The organism is Pseudomonas sp. FeN3W, from assembly GCA_030263805.2.
Taxonomy (GTDB): Bacteria; Pseudomonadota; Gammaproteobacteria; order Pseudomonadales; family Pseudomonadaceae; genus Stutzerimonas; species Stutzerimonas stutzeri_G.
On record CP136010.1, the window covers coordinates 2,542,668 to 2,565,795 of the forward strand.

Annotated in this window: 16 protein-coding genes; 6 read left to right on the forward strand and 10 right to left on the reverse strand. The window is 63.5% G+C overall.

Annotated elements, in window-relative coordinates:
- The first annotated feature begins 3 nt into the window (after positions 1 to 3).
- On the forward strand, positions 4 to 2,025 hold the full coding sequence (locus P5704_012215; GenBank protein ID WOF76850.1) for a methyl-accepting chemotaxis protein: 2,022 nt from the start codon (positions 4 to 6) through the stop codon (positions 2,023 to 2,025).
- Here the strand turns inward: P5704_012215 and P5704_012220 are convergent.
- The 4 genes from P5704_012220 to hslO form a co-directional block, all read right to left on the reverse strand.
- Complete coding sequence (locus P5704_012220) at positions 2,022 to 3,962, reverse strand: ATP-dependent DNA helicase RecQ (GenBank protein WOF76851.1); 1,941 nt, start codon at positions 3,960 to 3,962, stop codon at positions 2,022 to 2,024. The genes P5704_012215 and P5704_012220 overlap by 4 nt on opposite strands.
- A 225-nt stretch (positions 3,963 to 4,187) precedes the next feature.
- Positions 4,188 to 4,790, reverse strand: coding sequence for a nitroreductase family protein (locus P5704_012225; GenBank protein WOF76852.1), 603 nt, complete (start codon positions 4,788 to 4,790; stop codon positions 4,188 to 4,190).
- Positions 4,791 to 4,954: 164 nt separating this feature from the next.
- A complete protein-coding gene (locus tag P5704_012230; GenBank protein WOF76853.1) occupies positions 4,955 to 6,499 on the reverse strand; it encodes a phosphoenolpyruvate carboxykinase in 1,545 nt (514 codons plus the stop codon).
- 221 nt (positions 6,500 to 6,720) lie between these two features.
- On the reverse strand, positions 6,721 to 7,608 hold the full coding sequence (gene hslO, locus P5704_012235; GenBank protein WOF76854.1) for an Hsp33 family molecular chaperone HslO: 888 nt from the start codon (positions 7,606 to 7,608) through the stop codon (positions 6,721 to 6,723).
- Positions 7,609 to 7,801: 193 nt separating this feature from the next.
- Here hslO and P5704_012240 point away from each other — a divergent pair, with 193 nt between their 5' ends.
- Positions 7,802 to 8,593 carry a phosphatase PAP2 family protein gene (locus P5704_012240; GenBank protein ID WOF76855.1) on the forward strand — a complete coding sequence of 264 codons (792 nt, stop codon included), beginning with the start codon at positions 7,802 to 7,804 and terminating at the stop codon, positions 8,591 to 8,593.
- Here the strand turns inward: P5704_012240 and P5704_012245 are convergent.
- Entirely contained in the window at positions 8,590 to 8,988 is a 399-nt protein-coding gene (locus P5704_012245) for a S4 domain-containing protein (protein WOF76856.1), read from the reverse strand. The genes P5704_012240 and P5704_012245 overlap by 4 nt on opposite strands.
- Positions 8,989 to 9,089: 101 nt before the next feature.
- Between P5704_012245 and P5704_012250 the strand changes: the two genes are divergently transcribed.
- On the forward strand, positions 9,090 to 9,557 hold the full coding sequence (locus P5704_012250) for an ATP-dependent zinc protease (protein WOF76857.1): 468 nt from the start codon (positions 9,090 to 9,092) through the stop codon (positions 9,555 to 9,557).
- Positions 9,554 to 10,459 carry a 30S ribosomal protein S6--L-glutamate ligase gene (rimK, locus tag P5704_012255; protein WOF76858.1) on the forward strand — a complete coding sequence of 302 codons (906 nt, stop codon included), beginning with the start codon at positions 9,554 to 9,556 and terminating at the stop codon, positions 10,457 to 10,459. Before P5704_012250 ends, rimK begins: the two co-directional genes overlap by 4 nt.
- A 14-nt stretch (positions 10,460 to 10,473) precedes the next feature.
- On the opposite strand, the gene P5704_012260 is transcribed toward rimK, so the two are convergent.
- From P5704_012260 to P5704_012275, 4 genes are all read right to left on the reverse strand, one after another.
- Entirely contained in the window at positions 10,474 to 11,793 is a 1,320-nt protein-coding gene (locus tag P5704_012260; GenBank protein ID WOF76859.1) for an ATP-binding protein, read from the reverse strand.
- Between the two features lie 151 nt (positions 11,794 to 11,944).
- The gene (gene ompR, locus P5704_012265; protein WOF76860.1) at positions 11,945 to 12,679 is read right to left on the reverse strand and encodes a two-component system response regulator OmpR; all 735 of its coding nucleotides are present in this window, start codon (positions 12,677 to 12,679) and stop codon (positions 11,945 to 11,947) included.
- Between the two features lie 92 nt (positions 12,680 to 12,771).
- The gene (locus P5704_012270; protein WOF81216.1) at positions 12,772 to 14,112 is read right to left on the reverse strand and encodes an HlyD family type I secretion periplasmic adaptor subunit; all 1,341 of its coding nucleotides are present in this window, start codon (positions 14,110 to 14,112) and stop codon (positions 12,772 to 12,774) included.
- A 16-nt stretch (positions 14,113 to 14,128) separates the two neighbouring features.
- Positions 14,129 to 16,150, reverse strand: coding sequence for a type I secretion system permease/ATPase (locus tag P5704_012275; GenBank protein ID WOF76861.1), 2,022 nt, complete (start codon positions 16,148 to 16,150; stop codon positions 14,129 to 14,131).
- An 83-nt stretch (positions 16,151 to 16,233) separates the two neighbouring features.
- Here P5704_012275 and P5704_012280 point away from each other — a divergent pair, with 83 nt between their 5' ends.
- Both P5704_012280 and P5704_012285 read left to right on the forward strand, forming a co-directional pair.
- Positions 16,234 to 20,790 carry an Ig-like domain-containing protein gene (locus P5704_012280; protein WOF81217.1) on the forward strand — a complete coding sequence of 1,519 codons (4,557 nt, stop codon included), beginning with the start codon at positions 16,234 to 16,236 and terminating at the stop codon, positions 20,788 to 20,790.
- A 57-nt stretch (positions 20,791 to 20,847) separates the two neighbouring features.
- A complete protein-coding gene (locus tag P5704_012285; protein WOF76862.1) occupies positions 20,848 to 21,177 on the forward strand; it encodes a tryptophan synthase subunit beta in 330 nt (109 codons plus the stop codon).
- Here the strand turns inward: P5704_012285 and P5704_012290 are convergent, their stop codons facing one another.
- Positions 21,178 to 23,124 (reverse strand): EAL domain-containing protein, encoded by a 1,947-nt coding sequence (locus tag P5704_012290; protein WOF76863.1) that lies wholly within the window; start codon positions 23,122 to 23,124, stop codon positions 21,178 to 21,180.
- Between the last annotated feature and the right edge of the window lie 4 nt (positions 23,125 to 23,128).

The window sequence follows — 23,128 nt, forward strand, 5'->3', positions numbered from 1 at the left end:
CCCATGATTTCGCTCTCCCGATTCAAGCCAGGCCATACGCAATCCACCGGCACGGCGAGCCTGCTCTGCTCGGCTCAGCAGCTCTCACAACAGCTAGCCACCCTGCGCTTCAACCCGACCTACATCGCCGGCTTCGTCTCGCCGCATGTGGATCTGGACGCAGTCGCCAGGCAGATAGCGCAGCGCTTTCCGAACGCGACGATCAGCCTGTGTACCACGGCGGGCGAGCTGTCCAGCGAGGGCCAGCGGCTCTACTGTGCCACCGGGACGCAGTGGGATCGGGTGGTGCTGCAGCTGTTCGACGCCAGCGTCATCGCCGCTGCCGAGATCGTCCGCGTGCCGCTGGAGTGCGAGGACATCCGCGGTGGGGGCCAGCGGCTGTCGATGGGCGAGCGCATCGCGCGCCTCGTGGCGTCGATCAAGCGGGTGCAGGTGTCGATGAAGATCGATTACCGCGACACCCTGGCCAACATTTTCTTCGACGGCCTCTGCGCTTCGGAATCCTTCTTCATGGAGGCGCTGTACGAGTCCGGGCGCTTTCCCTGCCTGTTCGTCGGCGGCTCGGCCGGCGGCAAGCTGGATTTCCAGAAGACCCAGCTGCATGACGGCAAGCGCAGCTACCAGAACCACGCGCTGATCGTCTTCCTCAAGTGCGCGCGGGACGTACGCTTCGGCGTCTTCAAGAGCCAGAACTTCGAGCCCACGCCGCTCAGCCTGAGCGTGCTCAGCGCCTCCCTGGAGGACCGCTACATCAGCCAGGTGGTCGATGCGCGCGGCAACATCCGCAGCATGGTCCAGGCACTGTGCGAGGCGCTGAAATGCGCGCCGCAGGAGCTGGAACAGCGGCTCTCGGACTACTCCTTCGCCATCCGCGTCGGCGAGGAAGTCTTCGTCCGCTCGATCTCGCAGATCGACTTCGCCAACGAGCGGGTGCACCTGTTCTGCGACGTCGCACCGGGCGAGGAGCTGATCATGGTCAAGCGCACGCCGCTGGCCGAAACCACCCGCCGCGACTATCAACAGTTCATGCGCAACAAGCCCGGCAAGCCGTTGGTGGGCATCCTCAACGACTGCATCCTGCGCCGGCTGAACAACGAGCAAGCATTGGGCGGCATGGACCCGGTGTTCGATGACGTGCCCGTGGCCGGCTACTCGACCTTCGGCGAAATTCTTGGGCTCAACCTGAATCAGACGCTGACCGCGGTGTTCTTCTTCCGCACCAACGGCAAGGACGAGTTCCACGACGAGTACACCGACAACTTCATCGCCTACCACGGCGAGTTCAAGGCGTTCTTCCTGCGCCGCCAGATCAAGAAGCTGACCGGCCTGAGCCAGGTGGTGGTCAAGCAGATCGAGCAGTTCAAGCGCCAGGATTACAGCAGCGCGGTGGACATCAACGGCCTCGACGAACATATCCGCCCGGTGTTCCGCGGCCTGGCCGACCTTGGCCAGGTGCTGTCCGAGGCCGACCATGAACGGCAGTCCATGTCCGAGCAGCTGAGTCTGTGCGCCACCGAACTGCACGGCTCGATGGACGACCTGACGCTGAATATCAATCAGCAGGGCAGCGTCATCGAACAGGCCGGCAGCTCGGTCAAGCAGATGGTCCACCAGGCCGACGAGGTGGTCAGCAGCGCCCGCGATCTGGCGCAGTCCAGCCAGCGCATCCAGTCGGTGGTGCAGACCATCCAGCAGATCGCCGGGCAGACCAACCTGCTGGCACTCAACGCCGCGATCGAAGCGGCGCGCGCCGGCGATATGGGCCGTGGTTTCGCGGTGGTGGCTGACGAGGTGCGCAAGCTGGCCGAGATCACCGGCAAGAACGCCGAGGAAATCGGCACCGACATCGACCGCCTGGCCAGCGAGATTCGCGCGGTGGCGCAGCATATCGAGACCCAGTCTGCCGGTGTCGGCTCGCTGACCGGGCTGCTCGATGCGCTGGAAAACTCGAGCAACCTCACCGCCGGCACCTCACGCCAGACCAAGGGCGTCGCCGACCGACTGATCGGCCTGACTGCGCGCTAACCAGCCAAACGCGCGCGAACCTCGGCATAGGGATAGGCCTCCAGCGAGGCGAAACCGGGTATCTGCCGCGCCTTGAGCTTGGTGAACACCGGCACGCTGATGCCGCAGAGAAAGCGCGTCAGGCACTCGGCGCTGGGCGCATCGCCCTTGAGCTGCGTGTAGCGCTGACTGAATTCGGCACAGCGACCGGCCAGGTCCATCTGCTCCAGCGGCGCCAGTGCCGGCGGTTCCGGCAGTCGCGCGACCTGTCCGCGACAGACCGAGCAATGCCCGCAGCGCTGCGGAGCCTGACGGTCGCCAAAGTACGTCGCCAGCCGCTGGCTCAGGCATTCGGCGGATTCGAACAGCGCCAGCATGTTGTCGATGCGAGAGATTTCGCTCGCTTCGTGCTGCCTGAAATAGGCATGCAGCTCGCCACTCAGTGCTTCGGCCTCGAAGCGCTGATCGAGCAGCGCATAGACCTCGGTCATCTGCTTGCTCTCCAGCTCGATCCAGCCCTTTTCCTGGAAGTACTCCAACGCCTTGACCACGCGCGCGCGGTCGGCGCCGTGCTGCCGATAGAGCGCGTCGAAATCCAGCGTGCACCAGGTCCGTGCCCGCGCCGAGCTGTGCACGATGGCCTCGACGAACTGGCGTCGCTCGCCTTCGAATTTCGCCACCAGCACCTTGGGTTCGAGCAGGTACTTGAAGCGATACTCGGCGAAATAGGCAAAACGCGGTGCGATGATGCCGCGCAGCTCCAGCTGCACCAGCAGGGTCTTCAGCGGCAGCTGGCGGATGTTGCTCTGCTCCGACAGCTGGTTGAGCATCAGCTCCCACTGCCCGCTGCCCTTTTGATCAGGAGCAGCCGCCTGCAGCAGCTCGTCGAGCACGCAGCGGATGCCCTCGCGCTCCGGTGTGTCGCCATAGACAAAATTCTGCAGCACGCTGAGGCTGTCCCGGTTGGCCAGCACCAGACAATCCGAAGCGTTGCCGTCGCGCCCTGCCCGACCGATTTCCTGACTGTAATTTTCCACCGACTTGGGCAGGTCGTAGTGCACCACGTTGCGGATGTCCGCCTTGTCGATGCCCATGCCGAAGGCGATGGTGGCGACGATGCAGTTCAGCTCGCCCGCCATGAAGCGGCGCTGGATCGACTCACGCAGCTCGTGCGCCATGCCGGCGTGGTAGGCGCTGGCCGGGAAACCGCGCTGCGCCAGGTGCTCGGCAACCTGCTCGGCGGTCTTCTGCTGGGTGACGTAGACGATGGTCGGCTGTCCCGTCTTGTCCGACAACCATTCCACCAGCCGGTGCTGCTTGTTGACGCCGCTGACCGGCTCCACCAGCAGATTGAGATTGGGCCGATAGAAACCGGTGGTCACCACGTCGTCCGCGGCAATCGAGAATTTGGCCTGCATGTCGGCGATCACCGGTGGCGTCGCCGTGGCGGTCAGCAACAGCACCTGGGGAATGTTGAACTGGCGCTGGTAGTCGGGAAGCTTGAGATAATCCGGGCGAAAGTTGTGCCCCCATTCGGAGATGCAGTGCGCCTCGTCCACCACCAGCAGGGAGATCGGCACCTGGCTGATGAAGTTGCGGAAGCGCTCGTTCTTCAGCCGCTCCACCGAAATCATCAGAATCTTCAGCTCGCCGGACTTGGCGCGGGCCATGGTCTCGCTGGCCTGCTCGCGGCTTTGCGCCGAGTCGATGCTGCCGGCGGCGATACCCTGTCGCTGCAGAAAGGCCAGTTGATCCTGCATCAGCGCCAGCAGCGGCGAGACGACCAAAGTGAGATGCGGCAACAGCAGCGCCGGCAGCTGATAGCACAGGGATTTGCCCGAGCCGGTGGGAAAGATCGCGGCCGCCGAGCGCCCGGCCACCACGGCGCGAATGGCCTGCGCCTGGCCGGGACGGAAGCCGTCGTAGCCAAATGTCTGCTTGAGCGTCTGTTCGATCATGCTGAGTCACTCCCTTGACTGGAGGCCGGAGCGTAGCAAGGTGCGGGATACGTAGGGTGGATCACGCACCACCGATCCGCCAGACAGACAGCCGTGGCGTCACGATGGAGGTAAAAAGCGCCTTCCTCCCTACACCCTGGCGGTTCGGCAAGATAGGAAGCGCGCCGCCGCGGAAAGGGTCGTGGCGGCGCGAAGAAAAGGACGCTATGCGCCCCTGCGGATGCCTCAGAAACGATCGCGAATCACCACCTCGTCGAACGGCAGCTTGCCGATCCGCGGCTTCGGCTCGGCGGCGCGCTTGCCCACCGCGACCATCAGCGCGATGGCATAGTTGTCCGGCAGGTTGATCAGCTTGCCGACCGCATCGAAATCGAAGCCATCCATCGGGCAGGAATCCAGGCCCTTGGCCCGCGCAGCGAGCATCAGGGTCTGCGCCATCAAACCGCAACTGCGCATGGCCTCGTCACGCTGGACCTGCGGCTTGTCACGGTAGTAGGCATCGATGGCGCCGGCCATGTAGTCCTGCACCTCGCTCGGTGCACCGTCCCAGACCCGGCGGACATTCTTTTCCCAGCTGTCGACCTGCGCGCAGATCACCACCAGCATCGAGGCATCGGTCATCTGCGCCTGGTTCCAGCCCACCTCGCGAATCTGTGCCCGCAGCGCCGGGTCGCTGACCTCGACGAAGCGCACGTGCTGCAGGTTGAAGGCAGAGGGTGCCAGCAGCGCCAATTGCAGCAGCTCGTCCTTCTCCTCCCGGCTGAGCTGAAAGTTCGAGTCGTAGGCTTTGACGGCGCGACGCGTGCGGATGGCTTCTTCGGTATTCATGAGGCTTCCTCGTGATCAACAGAGGCGCACATGCTAAGGGCGCCGACCAATCGAATCCATGCACCTTGACCGATAAGAATCATCGACGGCTTTGATCCGAGACGCCGCCCGGCACAAACGAAAAAGCCGCCCGGAGGCGGCTTTTCGATCACGCGGCAGGCAGCTTAGAGCTGCGGGCCGGCGTTGCGGATGGCCTCGGAGACGTCGAACTTCTTGAAGTTCTCGACGAACTTCGCAGCCAGTTCCTTCGCGGCCTGATCGTAGGCGCTCTTGTCGGCCCAGGTGTTGCGCGGGTTCAGCAGCTGGGTGTCGACGCCGGCGACGGCCTTCGGCACGTCCAGGTTGATGATCGGCAGGTGCTCGGTCTCGGCACCAACCAACGCGCCGCTCTGGATCGCCGCGATCACCGCGCGGGTGGTCGGGATGTTGAAACGCTTGCCGACGCCGTAGCCACCGCCGGTCCAGCCGGTGTTGACCAGGTAGACCTTGGAGCCGAAGCCATTGATGCGCTTGATCAGCAGCTCGGCGTATTCGCCAGCCGGACGCGGGAAGAACGGTGCGCCAAAGCAGGTGGAGAAGGTCGACTTGATGCCGCTGCCCGACCCCATCTCGGTGGAGCCGACCAGCGCGGTGTAACCGGAGAGGAAGTGGTAGGCGGCCTGCTCGTTGTTCAGGATCGATACCGGCGGCAGTACGCCGGTCAGGTCGCAGGTGAGGAAGATGACCGCATTCGGCTCGCCGCCGAGGTTCTTCTCGCTACGCTTCTCGACGTGCTCCAGCGGGTAGGCGGCGCGGCTGTTCTGGGTCAGGCTGGCGTCGGCGTAGTCGGGCAGACGGGTGCGCGAGTCAAGCACCACGTTCTCCAGCACGGCGCCGAATTTGATGGCCTTCCAGATTACCGGCTCGTTCTTCTCGGACAGGTCGATGCACTTGGCGTAGCAACCGCCCTCGATGTTGAACACGCGGCCAACGCCCCAGCCGTGCTCGTCGTCGCCGATCAGGTAGCGGCTCTCGTCGGCCGACAGGGTGGTCTTGCCGGTGCCGGACAGACCGAAGAACAGGGTGGTGTCGCCGTCTTCGCCGATGTTGGCGGCGCAGTGCATCGGCAGTACGTCGACGTCCGGCAGCAGGAAGTTCTGCACGGAGAACATGGCTTTCTTCATTTCACCGGCGTACTGCATGCCGGCGATCAGCACCTTCTTCTCGGCGAAGTTGATGATCACGCAGCCATCGGAGTTGGTGCCGTCACGCTCGGGCTGGCACTGGAAGAACGGTGCGTTGAGGATGCGCCACTCGCTCAGGCCGGCCTGGTTGAATTGTTCCGGGGTGATGAACAGGCAACGACCGAACAGGTTGTGCCAGGCGGTTTCGGTGGTCATCTTGACCGGCAGATAGTGCTCGGGATCGGCACCGACATGGACGTGGGAGACGAAGCTGTCGCGCTCGCCGAGGTAGGCTTCGACGCGGTTCCACAGCGCTTCGAAGTTGCCGGCCGGGAACGGACGGTTGATCGGGCCCCAGGCGATCTTGTGCTGGGTGCTCGGCTCCTCGACGATGAAGCGGTCAGCCGGAGAACGACCCGTGCGGTGCCCGGTCTTCACCACCAGAGAGCCATTGGCGGACAGTTCGCCCTCTGCGCGCTTGACGGCTTCTTCAATCAGTTGAGCGGTGCTGATGTCGGTGTACACGGCGTTGGTGGCTTGCGTCATGAGTGTTCCCGTCGGCCTTGGGCCGATCCCTCCATGCTGTTGTAGCCCGCCGAGCGACGAACTACATCGAAAAAAGTGCGCGCGATTATGCCAGATAATGCGCCGCGCTGGGTATGAGGCCGTGATGGCCAAATAGTTCACTGGCTCGCTGCAGGTCCATCCCTGGCTCATTCCTTAGCGTACTGGCGCTCCGCGGATGGCTACCGAGCACCAGGCGCTGCTCAATGACGGGTGTCCGAGGGCGCGTCGCTGCCGCCACCGGCGAAAAGCTGAGCCACGTCCGCGGCATCATAGGTGTATTTCTCATTGCAGAACTGACAATCGATGCTCACCGCACCGCCCTGCTCGGCTACCAGTTGCTGGGCGTCTTCCTCGCCCAGGCTGATCAGCGCACGGGCCGAGCGTTCCCGCGAGCAACTGCAGCGAAAGCGGATCGGCAGCGCATCGAACAAGCGCAGCTGCTCCTGATGGTAGAGCCGGTGCAACAGCGTCTCGGCATCCAGCCCGAGCAGTTCCTCGGCCGTCAGGGTGTCGGCCAGGGTGCGCAGGTGCTCCCAGCTGGCGTCACGCTCTTCGGCATCCTTGATTCGATCGGCCGGCAGCTGCTGCAACAGCAGGCCGCAGGCCCGGCGGCTGTCGGCATTGAGCCAGAAGCGCGTCGGCAGTTGCTCGGACGCGGCGAAATAGTTGCTCAGGCATTCCGCCAGGTTGACCCCGTCCAGGCCGACGATGCCCTGATAGCGCTGGCCGTTGGCCGGATCGACGGTGATCGCCAGCATGCCCTCGGGCATCAGCTCGGCCAGCGTTGCGCCCGTCTCGACCTGCTCGGCGTGATAACGCGCGATGCCGCGCACCTCGCGGGCACTGGAGCACTCGACCATCAGCAGCGGGACAGCTCCGCTGGAACGCGCCTGGAGAATCAGCAGCCCGTCGAACTTGAGCGTGCCGACCAGCAGTGCGGCGGCGGCGAGCAGTTCGCCAAGCAGCTGGGCGACGGGCTCGGGATAGGCGTGCTTGGCCAGCACGTGCTGGAAGCTTTCGTCCAGCGTGGCGATTTCGCCGCGAACGTCGGAATCGTCGAAGATGAAGCGCTGAGTTTGATCGGACATGCCGGGGCTCGCAGGAACGGCGGAGGAAGCCGGCAATTTTAGGCGTAAAGCCGGTCCGGACCAAGGGCGGGCGCCGGACGGGCTGTCAGACAGCAGCAAGCTGAACGCTGGCTGAACGGCTCGCAGGTAGTCAGGACAGCCGCAACGGCAGGCTCTAGCATCGCGCGCCATCGCAATCCCAGGGACGATTCCCATGCGCGTGACCACGCCCCAGGCGCGCTGGCGCCCACTGTCTTGGTTCATCAGTCACCTGCTTGCCGGGCTGTTGCTGCTCAGCTGGCTCTCGCCCACCAGCCGCCCATGCTGGGATGCCCTCGACGAGGCGGCCTTTCATCTGCTCAACGGCTCGCTGGGCCACCAGGCCTGGTGGGACTGGCTGTGGGCATTGGCCAGCATTCGCGTGTTCGACATCCTGGTTGGCGCCCTGCTGCTGACCCTGCTGATCCGCCGCGACTGGCTATTCGCGCAGCGCCAGCTGCGCCCGGCGCTGTTCACCTTTGTCGCCCTGCTGCTGGTCTTGCTGGTGATTCGCCTGCTGGTGACCAAGCTGGCCGGGCACTTCGACTGGCAACACGCCAGTCCATCGCTTGAGATCGTTGGCGCCTATCACCTGAGCGACCACTTTCCGCTGCTGGAGCGGGTGTTCGAACTAAAGGATCGTTCCAGCCGCAGCTTCCCCGGGGATCACGCCTCGGTGCTGCTGATTTGGGGACTGTTCATGGCGCTGTTCGCCCGCGGCGGCCGTCTGGCACTGGTGCTCGGCATCACGTTGCTGCTCATGCTGCCGCGGCTGGTGACCGGCGCCCACTGGGTCAGCGATGACTTCGTCGGCGGACTGCTGATCGCCTTGCTGGCTATCGGCTGGGGCTATTGCACACCACTGGGCGCCCACATCGCTGCCCTGCTGCAGTGGCTGGCTCGTGCGCCCATGCAGCTGGCCGCCAGGCTGCCACTGCTGCGCCAGCTGGCGGTACTACGCGACTAGTCGGGCTTGAAGTCACGCAGCAGCTGGATCTGCCGGCGCTGCTTCTTGCTCGGTCGCCCATCGGTCTGCAGCCCCAACGCGCCGGCCTTGCGCTGTGCCGCCGCTTCCTCGCGCGCGGCCAGGCTTTGCGGCGTCTCCTCGTAGAGTGTCTGCGCCTCGGGCGCGCCGCGGCGCACCGCCGACAGCGCGCGGACGACCACCGTGCGCTCGTCGAAACCGCTGCGGATCATCAGCTCGTCGCCCACCTTCGGTTCCTTGCTCGGTTTGCAACGCTCGCCGCGACAGTGCACCTTGCCACCTTCGATCGCCGCCTTGGCCAGCGCGCGGGTCTTGAAGAAACGCGCGGCCCACAGCCACTTGTCCAGGCGCACTTTGTCGTCGTCTTTTTCAGCCATCGTGCAGCCCTATCTCCTATACGTCGTTCTAGGGTGTTACAGACGGATGCAGTTGTCATGCGCCCCGACTAGAATGCCGGCAAATTCTTCGGACGCTCCCATTGAAGAGACTCGCCCCCCATACCGTGATCGGTCTGCGTGAATGGATCGCCCTGCCGGACCTCGGCGTGGTGGGCCTGCGCGCAAAGGTCGATACCGGGGCCAGCACGTCGGCGCTGCATGCTACCGAGATCAGCGAGTTCGAACGCGACGGTCAGCGCTGGGTCCGATTCACCGCCCACCTGGGCACGCTGGTGCAACGCCGTCACCGCTGCGAGGCACCGCTGGTCACCCGCAAGCTGATCAAGAGCTCCAACGGGCAGGTGCAGACGCGCTACGTGGTGCGAACGCTGCTGGCGCTCGGTAGCCATGTCTGGCCGGTGGAGTTCACCCTGACCTGCCGCAAGACCATGCGCTATCGCCTGCTGCTCGGCTCCAAGGCGCTGGTCGAAGGGCAATGGCTGATCGATCCGTCGCGAACCTATATCCAGGACAAACCTCAGGTCCTCACTTCCTCCGGTGCTCAATGAAAATCGCCGTGCTGTCGCGCAATCCGCGCCTGTATTCCACCCGCCGCCTGGTCGAAGCCGGCCAGCAGCGGGGCCATGAGGTGGTGGTGATCGATACGCTGCGCGCGTACATGAACATTGCCAGCCACAAGCCGCAGATCCATTACCGCGGCAAACCGTTGGAAGGCTTCGACGCGGTGATCCCGCGCATCGGCGCTTCGGTGACCTTCTATGGCTGTGCGGTGCTGCGCCAGTTCGAGATGCAGGGCGTGTTCCCGCTCAACGAGTCGGTGGCCATCGCTCGCTCGCGGGACAAGCTGCGTGCGCTGCAACTGCTGTCGCGGCGCGGCGTCGGCCTGCCGGTGACCGGCTTCGCGCACTCGCCGGACGACATCCCCGATCTGATCCAGATGGTCAACGGCGCACCGCTGGTGATCAAGGTGCTGGAAGGCACTCAGGGCATCGGCGTGGTGCTCTGCGAAACCGAGAAGGCCGCCGAATCGGTAATCGAGGCCTTCATGGGCCTCAAGCAGGACATCATGGTGCAGGAGTACATCAAGGAAGCCGGCGGCGCCGACATCCGCTGCTTCGTGGTCGGCGACAAGGTCATCGCGGCGATGAAGCGCCAGGCCAAGCCCGGCGAATTCCGTTCCAACCTGCATCGCGGCGGCTCGGCCAGCCTTATCAAGATCACCCCGGAAGAACGCATGACCGCCATCCGCGCGGCCAAGGTGATGGGCCTGAACGTCGCCGGCGTCGACATCCTGCGTTCCAACCATGGTCCGCTGGTGATGGAGGTCAACTCCTCGCCGGGCCTGGCCGGCATCGAAGAGACCACTGGCAAGGACGTCGCCGGGCTGATCATCCAGTACCTGGAGAAGAACGGCGGGCCGCACCTGACCCGCACCAAGGGCAAGGGCTGAAAGGCAGCTGTGCTTTACGCCTTTATCGCATCCCTCGGCAGCAGCAGGCCCAGCGGCAGGCTGACGCGGGCTTCCAGACCACCGCCATCGCGGTTGCGCAATTCGACGATGCCGCCGTGCTGCGAAGCGATGCGTTTGACGATCGCCAAACCCAGCCCGGCGCCCTGCCCGCCACGGGCGCGATCGCCGCGGATGAATGGATTGAAGATGCCTTCCAGCTCGGCGGGATCGATCCCCGGACCGCGGTCGAGCACGCTCAGCACCACGTAGGGGGCATGCTGGTCGCCCGAAACATAAGCCGCTACCTCCACCCCGCCGCCACCGTAGCGCAAGGCGTTCTCGATGAGATTCACCAGCAGCCGTTTGACCGATACCCGGCGCAGAGCGAACGGCGGCATCGGCTCGACACACAGGCGCACGATCTCCTGCTGCTGGTTGTAGGGCGCCACCACCTCGCGGATCAGCTCGCCGAGGTCGGTGGTTTCCACCGGTTCATCGCTGCCGTCGCGGACAAAGGCGAGGAACTGATCGAGGATCGCATTCATGTCCTCGACGTCGCGAATCATGTCGTCGGTCAGCTCGTCGTCGCCGCTCATCAGCTCCAGCGACAGACGCAGGCGCGTCAATGGCGTGCGCAGATCGTGGGAGACGCCCGCCAGCATCAGTTCGCGCTCGCGGCCAGCCTGCTCGACGTCCTCGGCCATCTGGTTGAAGGCACGGTAGACCTCGGTCATCTCGCTCGGCGTGTCGCTGATCGGCAGCCGCACGCGCCGGCCCTTGCCGATCTGCCGCGCGGCGAAGACCAGCCGCTTGAGCGGCAGATTCAACTGGCTGACGAAGATCCATGCCGCACCGGTGGACAGCAGGCCGATACCGAGGAACCAGCCGAGCACGCTCCAGATGCGCTGGCCACGCAGCGGATAGGCGTACAGCGGCACCTGCACCCAGTCCGGCCCCAACGCAGGCGCGCGCACCCAGATCGCGGTGGACGGCTGGATGCGTACGCGAACCTCGGTGTCGTCGCCCAGCTCGTCGCGCATCTGCCGCTGGAAGATCTCGGTGTAGGGCCAGTGGTATTCACTGCGCGGCACGTTCTGCTCGGCCACCAGCTGCAGGCCGGCGGCGCGGCCGATGCGGTCGCGGTCCTCGAGGTCGGCGGCCCAGTAGGCACGCAACGTCAACGCCGCGCCGTGGCTGTACTGGCGGCCTACCAGTACATCCTCGTTGGTCATCAGATAGACCAGCGTCAGGACCTTGGAGAACAGCACCACGATCAGCACCATCCACAGGGTGCGGGCGAAGAAGCTCTGCGGGAACCACAGCGGGGTTTTCATAGAAAAGCAGCTGCAAGCTCGTAGGTTGGGTTGAGTCGCGTAGCGGCGAAGCCCAACGTGGTGGCATGCGGCGGCCGCCAAGTCTTGCCATGCCGGGCCATCCGGTCATGTTGGGCTTCGCTGCGCTCAACCCAACCTACGGCTTGCCGCTTCATTTGTTGCCATCGGGCACGAACACGTAGCCCACGCCCCAGACCGTCTGGATATAGCGCGGCTTGGACGGGTCGGGCTCGATCAGCCGGCGCAGGCGGGAGATCTGCACGTCGATGGAGCGCTCCAGCGCGTCCCACTCGCGGCCGCGGGCGAGGTTCATCAGCTTGTCGCGGGTCAGTGGTTCGCGGGCGTGCTGCACCAGCGCCTTGAGCACGGCGAACTCGCCGGTGGTGAGCATGTGCACCTCGTTACCCTTTTTCAGCTCACGAGTCGCCAGCGACAGCTCGTACTCGCCGAAGGTGACGGTCTCGTCCTCGCTGGCGGGGGCGCCTGGAACCTGCGGTGCCTGCCGACGCAGCACCGCACGGATGCGCGCGAGCAGTTCGCGGGGATTGAAGGGCTTGGCCAGGTAGTCGTCGGCGCCCTGTTCCAGGCCCTGGATGCGGCTGGCCTCGTCACCCTTGGCGGTGAGCATGATGATTGGAATCTGGTTGTTGCCCTCGCGCAGCCGGCGGCACGCGGAAAGCCCGTCCTCACCCGGCATCATCAGGTCGAGCACCACCAGCTGGAACAGCTCGCGGCTGAGCAAACGGTCCATCTGCTCGGTGTTTTCCACGGTACGGACGCGGTAGCCCTGCTCGTCGAGAAAACGCTCGAGCAGACGCCGCAGACGGGCATCGTCATCGACGATGAGGATTTTTTCGCCTTCGCTGGCTGACGCAGTGCTGCTCATGGAAACTCCCAGATGGTCGACGGCGCATTATTGCGCAGTGTGGATCGGCCCTACTGACAGCCATTGTTAGCAGATTTTTCCTGCGCCACCACCTAGCGCTCGCGAAGAGCCTCGGCCTTGGCGCGGATGATCGGCTTGAGCAGATAGCTCAGCACGCTCTTGTGGCCGGTGATGATGTCTACCGAAGCCATCATGCCGGGGATGATGAGCAATGGTTTCTCATCGCTGCCCAGGTGACTCTTGTCGGTGCGCAGATGGATAAGGAAGAAGCTGTTGCCATCCTCGTCCGTGATGCTGTCGGCGCTGATGTGCTCCAGCTCCGCCTTCAAGCCACCGTAGACGGTGAAGTCGTAGGCGCTGAACTTGACCATCGCCTCCTGCCCCGGATGCAGGAAAGCGATGTCCTGCGGGCGAACCTTGGCCTCGACCAATAACGTATCGTCGAGCGGGACGATTTCGACGATGTCGCTGCCTGGCTGGATGACCCCACCAATGGTACTGACGAGCATCTGCTGGACGACGCCCCGAACCGGGGAGGTGACGAGCGTGCGGCGCACCCGGTCTTCCAGCGCCTTGCCGGTGGACTTCAGCTTCGACAGTTCGGTACGTGCCTCGTTGAGCTGAGTCAGGGCCTCGCTGCGGAAACGTCCACGCGTCTCACCGATCTTGCTCTCGATCTCCTTGATCGCCGCATTGGCACGGGGCAACGCCAGGGTGGTGGCATCGAGCTGCCCGCGACTTTCCACCTCAGCCCGCTTGAGCCGCAGCACTTCCACCGGCGAAATGGCACCGCTGGAGACGAGCGGCTCGGACATCGCAATTTCCTTGCGCAACAGGGCCAGGCTGCTGCGGAACTGCTCCTGCTTGGAACTCATCTCGCGTACTTCCTGGCGTCGCTGGGTGAGCTGCTCTTCCAATCCACCGATTTCATCGCGCAGCTGGTCGCGGCGGCTCTCGAACAAGGCGCGCTCGCTATCGGCCAGGTTGGGGGCATCACGCAGCACATTCTCGGGCAGCGCCAGGTCGCGCCCCTCGACCTCGGCCGACAGGCGCTCCACCCGTGCAGCCAGCGCCAGGCGGTCAGCTTCGGTTTCACCGACGTTGGAGGCGAAACGCGTGTCGTCCAGACGCAGCAGCGGATCGCCGGCCTCGACGATCTGTCCCTCGCGGGCGAACAGTTCGGCGACGATGCCGCCCTCCAGGTTCTGGATCTTCTGCAGGCGTGACGAGGGAATCGCCTTGCCCTCGCCCCGGGTGACTTCATCGACGATGGCGAAATGCGCCCAGAGCACCAGGAACAGCACAAACGCGACCAGTCCCCATATCGTCAGGCGCACCAGCCGCGGCGCATCCTCGATGAGCGCCTTGCGCACTTCCGGCAGCGGTTCGCCACGGGAACCGAACACTGCGCCGACTCCACTGCGGGTCTGTATCGGGGGGATCGAATGCTTAGCTGACACGGATCTGCCCCTTCTTCAACGCCTCGAGAATCGCCGCCTTCGGCCCATCGGCGACGATCTGGCCACGGTCGACGATCACCAGTCGATCGACCAGGCTCAACATCGAGGTGCGGTGGGTTACCAGCAGCAAGGTCTTGTCGGCAACGACCTCTGCCAGCTGCTGTTTCAAGCGCTCCTCGCTGGTGTTGTCCAACGAACTGGTCGGCTCGTCCAGCAGCAGGATCGGCGGATCGAGCAACAATGCGCGCGCCAGCGCCACGCATTGGCGCTGGCCGCCGGACAGGTTCTGGCCGCGCTCGCCCACCTGCAGCTCGTAGCCCTTCGAATGCAGCCGCGCAAATTCATGCACGCCGGCCAGCTCGGCGACCTTCACTACCCGATCGTCTTCGACATAGCGCGCGCCCATCAGCAGGTTGTCGCGTAGCGTGCCGGAAAACAGCTGGATATCCTGGGCCACATAACCGATGTTGTTGCGCACGTCGCTCACATCCAGCTGCCGCAGGTCGATACCGTCGACCAACAGGCTGCCCGCATCGGGCTGATGCAGGCCGACGATCAGCTTGGCCAGCGAGCTCTTGCCGGAGCCACTGCGGCCGATGATGCCCACCTTCTCGCCTGGACGAATGACCAGACTGATCTGCCGCAGGGCGGCGTCCTTTTGTTCCGGGTAGTTGAAATCCACACCGCGGAATTCGATCGCACCCTGCAGGTTTTCCCGCTTCAACGGCCGCTCGCCACTCTGCCGCTCCTGTGGCAACGCCATCATGTCGTTCACCGAACGCACCGTGACCTTGGCCTGCTGATAGCGGGTAAGCAGACCCGCCACCTGACCGAGCGGAGCCAGGGCACGGCCGCTGAGCATGTAGCAGGCAATCAGCCCCCCCATGCTCAGCTGGCCGTCGATGATCTGATACACGCCGAGCACGATCATCACCACACCAGCGAACTGCTGCAGCGCCATCGTGGAATTGAGCGCCAGGCTCGACAGCATGCGCGCACGCAATTCGAGCCGGCTCAGGCTGCCGATGGTCTGCTCCCAAAGATGCTGACGCTCGCTTTCGGCGTTGTTGACCTTCACCGCATCGAGGCCTGCCAACGTTTCGATCAGGCTCGACTGGCGCTCTGCCGATAGCGCCATGGTGCGCTCCAGAGTGTCGGCCAGGGGCCGCTGCAGCACGAAGCTGAGTGCGGCAACCAGCGGGAAAGCCAACAGCGGCACCCACGCCAGATGCCCACCGATCAGCGCAATCACGGCAATGATCAGCAAGGTGAATGGCAGATCGATCAGACTCGCCAGCGTCAGCGAAGCGAGAAACTCGCGCAATGACTGGAATTCGTGAATGTGCTGGGCAAAGGTCCCGACGCGCGCCGGGCGATGGCGCATCAGCATGCCCGCCACCCGCTCGAACAGTGTGGCTGAGATGATCAGATCGGTTTTCTTGCCGGCCAGATCCAGACACAGCCCGCGCAATGTCTTGAGCAGCAGATCGAACACGAACGCACCGCTGATGCCGATGGCCAGTACCCAGAGCGTCGCCTCGGCCTGGTTCGGTACCACACGGTCGTAGACGTTCATGACGAACAGTGGCGTGACCAAACCAATGAGACTGATCACGAAGCTGGCGGCAACGGCATCGATATACAGCCAGCGAGAACGCTTCAGCGTGTCGCGAAACCAGTGAGTCGTCCGCGGGATGAGTTCGCCGCGATCCAGATCGAAGCGGTGTTGCGGCTGAGCGAAAAAGGCCTGACCCGTGTAGTCCTCCTCGAGGATTTCACGCGCGACATCCAGCTCCCCACCCTCAGACTCGCTGGGCATCACCCGCGCCCGTCCGTCGGGCTGCCAGCCCAGCAACAATGCGCAACGCCCATCACGCAACAGCAACAGTGCTGGCAACGCGAGGGCGGAAATCTGAGTCAGCTCACGACGCAACCAACGCCCGCGCAGCCCCGCCCGGGCTGCCGCACGCGGCAACAGCTCGGGGGTCAGTCGATGATCGGCGAGTGGCAAACCGGCGCTGAGCGTCGCCCGGCGAGTTCAACGGCACCCTGCCGACCGCCACCGATGTCGATGGCACGGTCGTCAGCTACCAGCTGGCGAGCGGTCCGGGTACCGGTAATGGCAGCGTCATCGTCAATACCGACGGCAGCTATGTCTTCACCCCAGGCACCGACTTCGATGCCCTGGCACCAGGGGCCAGCCGTGAGGTGACCTTCACCTACACCGCCACCGACAACAACGGCGGCATCAGTGCTCCGGCCACCGTGACCATTACTGTCACCGGTACCAACGATGTTCCGGTCGCCACCGACAGCACCGGCACCACCAGCGAGAACGTCGAGTTCAATGGCACCCTGCCGACCGCCACCGATGTCGATGGCACGGTCGTCAGCTACCAGCTGGCGAGCGGTCCGGGTACCGGTAATGGCAGCGTCATCGTCAATACCGACGGCAGCTATGTCTTCACCCCAGGCACCGACTTCGATGCCCTGGCACCAGGGGCCAGCCGTGAGGTGACCTTCACCTACACCGCCACCGACAACAACGGCGGCGTCAGTGCTCCGGCCACTGTGACCATTACCGTCACCGGTACCAACGATGTTCCGGTCGCCACCGACAGCACCGGCACCACCAGCGAGAACGTCGAGTTCAATGGCACCCTGCCGACCGCCACCGATGTCGATGGCACGGTCGTCAGCTACCAGCTGGCGAGCGGTCCGGGTACCGGTAATGGCAGCGTCATCGTCAATACCGACGGCAGCTATGTCTTCACCCCAGGCACCGACTTCGATGCCCTGGCACCAGGGGCCAGCCGTGAGGTGACCTTCACCTACACCGCCACCGACAACAACGGCGGCATCAGTGCTCCGGCCACCGTGACCATTACCGTCACCGGTACCAACGATGCCGCCGTGATCGCCGGTGATACCGCGCAGTCCGCCGCTGAAACCAATGCACCGCTGACCCTCAACGGCGCGCTGACCAGCACCGATATCGATAACGCCGACAACAGCTTCACGGCGGCGACCATCGTGCGCGACAACGGGACCTTCACCCTGAACGCCAACGGGCAGTGGACCTTTGTCGCCAGCAGTGCCTTCAACGAGCTGAACGAAGGCCAGCAGGTTCAGGAGGTCTTCGATGTCACCAGCATCGATGGCACGCCGGCCACCGTGACCGTCACCATCACCGGTACCAACGATGCCGCCGTGATCGCCGGCGATACCGCGCAGTCCGCCGCTGAAACCAATGCACCGCTGACCCTCAACGGCACCCTGACCAGCACCGATGTCGATAACGCCGACAACAGCTTCACGGCGGCAACCATCGTGCGTGACAACGGGACCTTCACCCTGAACGCCAACGGGCAGTGGACCTTTGTCGCCAGCAGTGCCTTCAACGAGCTGAACGAAGGCCAGCAGGTTCAGGAAGTCTTCGATGTCACCAGCATCGATGGCACGCCGGCCACCGTGACCGTCACCATCACCGGTACCAACGATGCTCCGGTCGCCCAGGGCGACAGCTTCCAGACCGCCGAAGACACCCCACTCAGCCTCAGCCCGGCAAATCTACTAGGCAACGACAGCGATCCAGACGGCGACGCGTTGACGTTGGTATCGGTACAGAAGGCAGTTAACGGCACCGTGGAGTTGGTCAACGGAAATGTAGTATTTACCCCAACCGCAAACTACAGTGGCCCAGCATCCTTCGAATACTTAGTCAGCGACGGCAACGGCGGCACTGCAACCGCCACGGCTATGATCTCGATCAGCGCGGTTGCTGATGTTCCCACACTAACTACAGCGCCAGCCTCCGCTCCTCAGCCAACCGGATTGTTACTGCAATCCTGGAGCCAGCTTTCTAGCCTGAGCGGAACCGGCAATGGTGCTAACCCCTCAACGCTGAAGGCAGCTATCGACGCAGCAGGATCGCCCTCTAGCTCATCGACACTATCCGACGCCCACCTGAGCAGCGTAACTGCGGGGGTTGCGAACAAACTCTCTGGCCTGATCTACCTGGAAGCTGGAAAAACTTACACCTTCAGCGGCGTAGGCGATGACAGCGTCGCAGTGGTCGTGGGCGGCAGCCATGTGGCCAGCGCCACATGGGGAGGTTCTGGCGGGACCAACGGCAACTTCAGCGGAACATTCATCCCTTCCAGCTCCGGCTATTACACGCTTGCCATCTACCAGCACAATCAGGCCGGCGCGGGTAATCTGGATGTCAACGTCCAGGTGAATGGTGGACCGGTAACGAATCTAGCGACCGCCAATATCGGTCTCTACAAGAACCCAAGTGACGTACTAGGCGATGGGGTTCGCCTGTCGGATCTAACCTATGACATTTCCGGCAATGCCTATTACCAATCGTATGGTTACAACGAGGGCGCTCAGGGAAGCACCATTCCGCTGTCCCGCCTGTCTGCCGATCTGGTCGACCGCGACGGCTCGGAAGCCCTGTCGCTCGAAGTTTCGAATATTCCGGCTGGCATGCGCTTGAGCGATGGCACGCATACGTTCACTGCGAGCGGGGAAGTGAGCAAGGTCGACGTCAGCCAATGGGACCTGAGCAAGCTGACCGTCACCCCACCGCCCGGCTACTCGGGCCAGTTCGAGCTAACCGTCAGCGCGACCGCCACCGAGGCGAGCAATGCGGATGAGGCCAGCACGACGCTTACCCTGCCGGTTACGGTGCACCCTGACAACGCGCTGCAGATCGGCAATGGCGCGAACAGCAATGGCAACGACAATATCGTCGGCGGAAACGGCAACGATGTGCTGCTCGGAGACGAGGGCGGCACGCTGGTCATTACCCAGCCCGGCATCAGCTACAACATCGCGCTATTGGTGGATACCTCGGGCAGTATGGAAGGCAACCTGATGACCCTGACCAAGGCAGCGCTGAAAAGCTTCGCCGCCAGCCTCGTCGGGCATGATGGAGTGATCAACATTGCCCTGATCGGTTTCGCAGGGCTGAGCCAGACCAACGTGAAAATCTCCTTCGCCGACTTGCAGAGCGGCAACCTGACGGCTCTCAACAACGCGATCGATAATCTGCAAGCCACGGGTGGCACGAACTACGAGGCTGGCTTCAAGACAGCGGCAAACTGGTTCGATACTCATGCAGATGCCACATCCGGCTATCAGAACCTGACCTACTTCCTGACGGATGGTGATCCGACCTATTACCTCAATGGGAGCAATGAAGCCGGAACGGGTAACTCGACCTCTTACGAGACCCTGCAGGAATCGGTGGCTGCGTTCAATCAGTACAGCGCCAGCCTTGGCAAGGTCCATGCCATCGGCATTGGCTCCGGCGTAAGCGAGCAATACCTGCAATTCTTCGACAACACCGGTGCTGGCGTCGATGCGACGGTGGGCTTCAACCCGACGACGCTGTACAACTTCAACTCGGGCGGCCTGAGTAACTGGGGCATCGAGGGAACCAGCGGCTCCGCGAACAGTGGCAGCGCCGTAGAGCGAGTCAACAACTTCGGAAGCAATAACGACTATCTGTGCATCCGGGACAACTATCACGCCAGTAGCCCCGAGGCCTCGACCAAAGCCACTACGCCCGGCATGTCCGTCACTGCGGCCCAGAACGGGGATGCCTTTGGTTTCAGCTTCCGCACCAGCAATTTCGGCGATGCGGACACCTTCACTTGGAAGCTCGTGAACAACTCGGGCCAGATCATCGACCAGGGCACCCATAGCGGTGAACTGACGTCATTCACCGCAGTGACGACCAAGCCGGTTGTCGGCGCCGGCACCTACAGGTTCATCTTCGAGGTACTGGATGGTTCCTCGGGCGGTGGCAATGCCGAAATCCAGATCGACGACATTGTCCGCTATCAGGATGTGGTCGCCGCGCCAGCGAGCGACGTGGATATCGTGACCAACGCCAACCAGTTCGCTGCCGCCCTGCAAGGTGGCTCCACGGCACTCGACCCGGTCGCAGTCGGCCATGATGTCATCGCGGGCGGCTCCGGCCATGACATCATCTTCGGCGACGTGATCAATACCGATGAGCTGCCGTGGGCTGAGAACAATCTGATAAAACCGGACAACCTGCCCAACGGCTCGGGGGTTACGGCGCTTGAGAAGTTCCTCGAGATGAAGAATGGCGTCGCTCCGACTGACGCGGATCTTTATGGCTACATCCGCGCTAACCATGAGCAATTCAACGTTGCCGGCGACACCCGCGGGGGCAACGATACTCTCAACGGTGGAGCAGGCAACGACATCCTCTATGGTCAGGGTGGCAACGACATTCTGATCGGTGGGGCCGGTGACGACATCCTCTATGGCGGCACTGGCGCGGATACCTTCGTTTGGCAGAAAGGCGATATCGGCCACGATGTGATCAAGGACTTCAATGCAAGCGAAGGCGACCGTATAGATCTGCGCGATCTGCTTCAGGGTGAGAACGATGGCAACATCCTAAATTACCTGCGGGTCGACACCGCTACTTCGACGTTGCAGATCAGCACCACCGGAGTCCTAAATGAAAGCGGCAGCAACGCTGACGTGACCATCAAGCTGGAAAACGGCGGCAGTGCAGTGAACCTCTCGTCCTATGGCTCGACCTCGGCGGATATCATCAATGCGCTGGTCGGACAGCACGATCTGATCAAGATCGACCACAATTGAGGACATGCCCTGCGCACCCATTGGATGCGCAGGGCGCACCTCTAATCGGACAATCCCATGCCGTATATCAAGCGTGATGGAAGCGGGCGCCTGCTCCAAGTAGAGCCGGCGCCCTTTAACGACATGACCGGCGAACTGCCGGACGACGACAGCGAAGTACGCGCCTGGCTCGCCGCTCAGGACAGTCTTGCCCACTTGCGCCAGAGCGATCTGGAGATGGTGCGGGTACTGGAGGATCTGATCAATGCCTTGATCGACAAGGGCGTGCTGCGTATCACCGACCTTCCGGATTCCGCTCAAGCCAAGCTGGCCGGACGGAGCCGGGCGCGCAATGCGCTCGGCTCGACTCGCTTACTGGTCGACGATGACGACACCGGCGTGATCTGATCAGTTAGCGTTGCCCTGCAACGGTGCCGGATTGCCCAGCAGCCGGCCCTGACCACCTTCGAAACCCAGCGCTCGGAGGGTCATCCACGCCCCTTCCGTTTCTACCTGTTCGGCGATCAACGGCAGATCGATGCTGTGCGCCGCACGCTGCATGGCCTGGATGAATAGATGCTTGTCGTCTTCGGTATCGACGCCGCGCAGGTAGCTGCCATCGACCTTCAGATAGCCCAGTCCCAGTCGCGCCAGGTTGCCGATCATGCTGAAGCGTCCACCGAAGTGCTGAATGCCCAATCCGAACCCTAGCTGTCGCAGGCGGCGGGCCAGCTGTTCGAGGCTCGCCTGATCCGGTAGCTGGGCTTCGTCCAATTCGATCGTCAGCAGACCGGCCACGTCGCCATGGCGCGCCAGCAACTCGAACACGTTCTCGCGCGAGACCGGATCTGCCAACGTGCTGCCGCAGAGGCTGATCGCCAGTGGCGAGTGGTGAACGTCCAGGGTTTCCAACGTCTGACGCAGCATGGCCAGATCGAGGCGTGCCGTCCAACCGAAGCGCTCCAGCCAGGGGAGGAAGCGTGCCGCCGGAACCACATCGCCCTGCTGGTCCACCAGCCGGGCCAGAACCTTGCTGTGGATGAGCCGTTGTGGCTCGACGGCGCTCATCACAGGCTGGAAATACAACTGGAGCAAGCCATTCTCCAGTGCACCGTCGAGTAACCGGTACCAGTCTTGATGCTGCTCGGCGACGGGTACCTCAGTGCCAGGTTCAGAGCAGGCCCAGGCCTGGCGCGACTGGCTCGCGGCCTGCGCCAGTGCCTGGTCGAGAGCGGCGTAGAGCACCGGAACACTATGCTCTTGCGAGAATGCCGTCAGACCGATGTGGGCCACTGGCAATACATCGGCGAGTCCGGTTTGCTGCAGCGATGCCAATGTATGCTCGATCTGTTCGGCCAGGCGTAGCGCTTCGAGCCGATCGAGCCCTACCGCCAGCAGAGCGAATTCGCCACCGCGCGTCCGTCCGATCAGGAAGCGATCCGCAGTGACCTGGCGCAACTGTTCGGCCACCGCGCGCAGCAGCTCATCCGTGCGTGCACCGCCGAGCCGCTGATTGAGCCCGGTGAGGTCATTGATACGCAGCAGGAACATATAGCCGCTACCGACCAGGTCCTCTCCGCTCAAGCGAGCCTGCAGCTGCATGTCGAAGTGCCGGCGGTTGCTCAGGCCGGTCAGGCCGTCATGATAGGCCTCGTCACGCAGGCGCTCGCTGCGGCGCGCCTCCTCATCGAACAGCGCCTTGAGCTTCTCCACCATGAGGTTCATGGCCAGCACCACGCGGCGTAGCTCCGGGGTTTCCGGCAGCTGCGGAACGCTGAGGAACTCACGGCGTGTAATGGCCTGGGACTGCTCGACCATATCGTCGAGCGGGCGCAGCTGGCGTCGCAACAGCGCCGCGCCCAGCATTGCACTGACGACGCCACAGAGCACCAGCCAGCCGAACATGCCGAGGGTGCTCTGCCACAGGCGCGAAACGGCGAACATCGGATGGCTGACCACCTCCACGCGCGCGGCCTGCTGCCAGCCGCGGCTGACGATCGCCTCACCGCCCTCCGGCTGCAAGTCGATGAGGCTGACGAACCATTGCGGTGCGCTGCCGGCATCCGGCTCGGCTTGCCGCTCGATCATCGGCTGTTCGGTTTCCAGTTCGATCACGCGGATCGACTGGTAATAGCCACTATCGAACAGCGAGCTGACCACAAGCTCGACCATGGCCGGGTCGTCGATATTGGCGGTCAGCGACAGACCCAGCGCCGTGGCCGCATCCTGCGCGTGTGAACGCAGCTGGTTGGCGTATTGATCACGCGAACTTTCCAGACTGACCACGAAGCTGCCAGTGAAGGCGGCGAGCAGAAACAGACAGATCGCCAGCAACAGCTGTTTGAACAGAGACATGTGA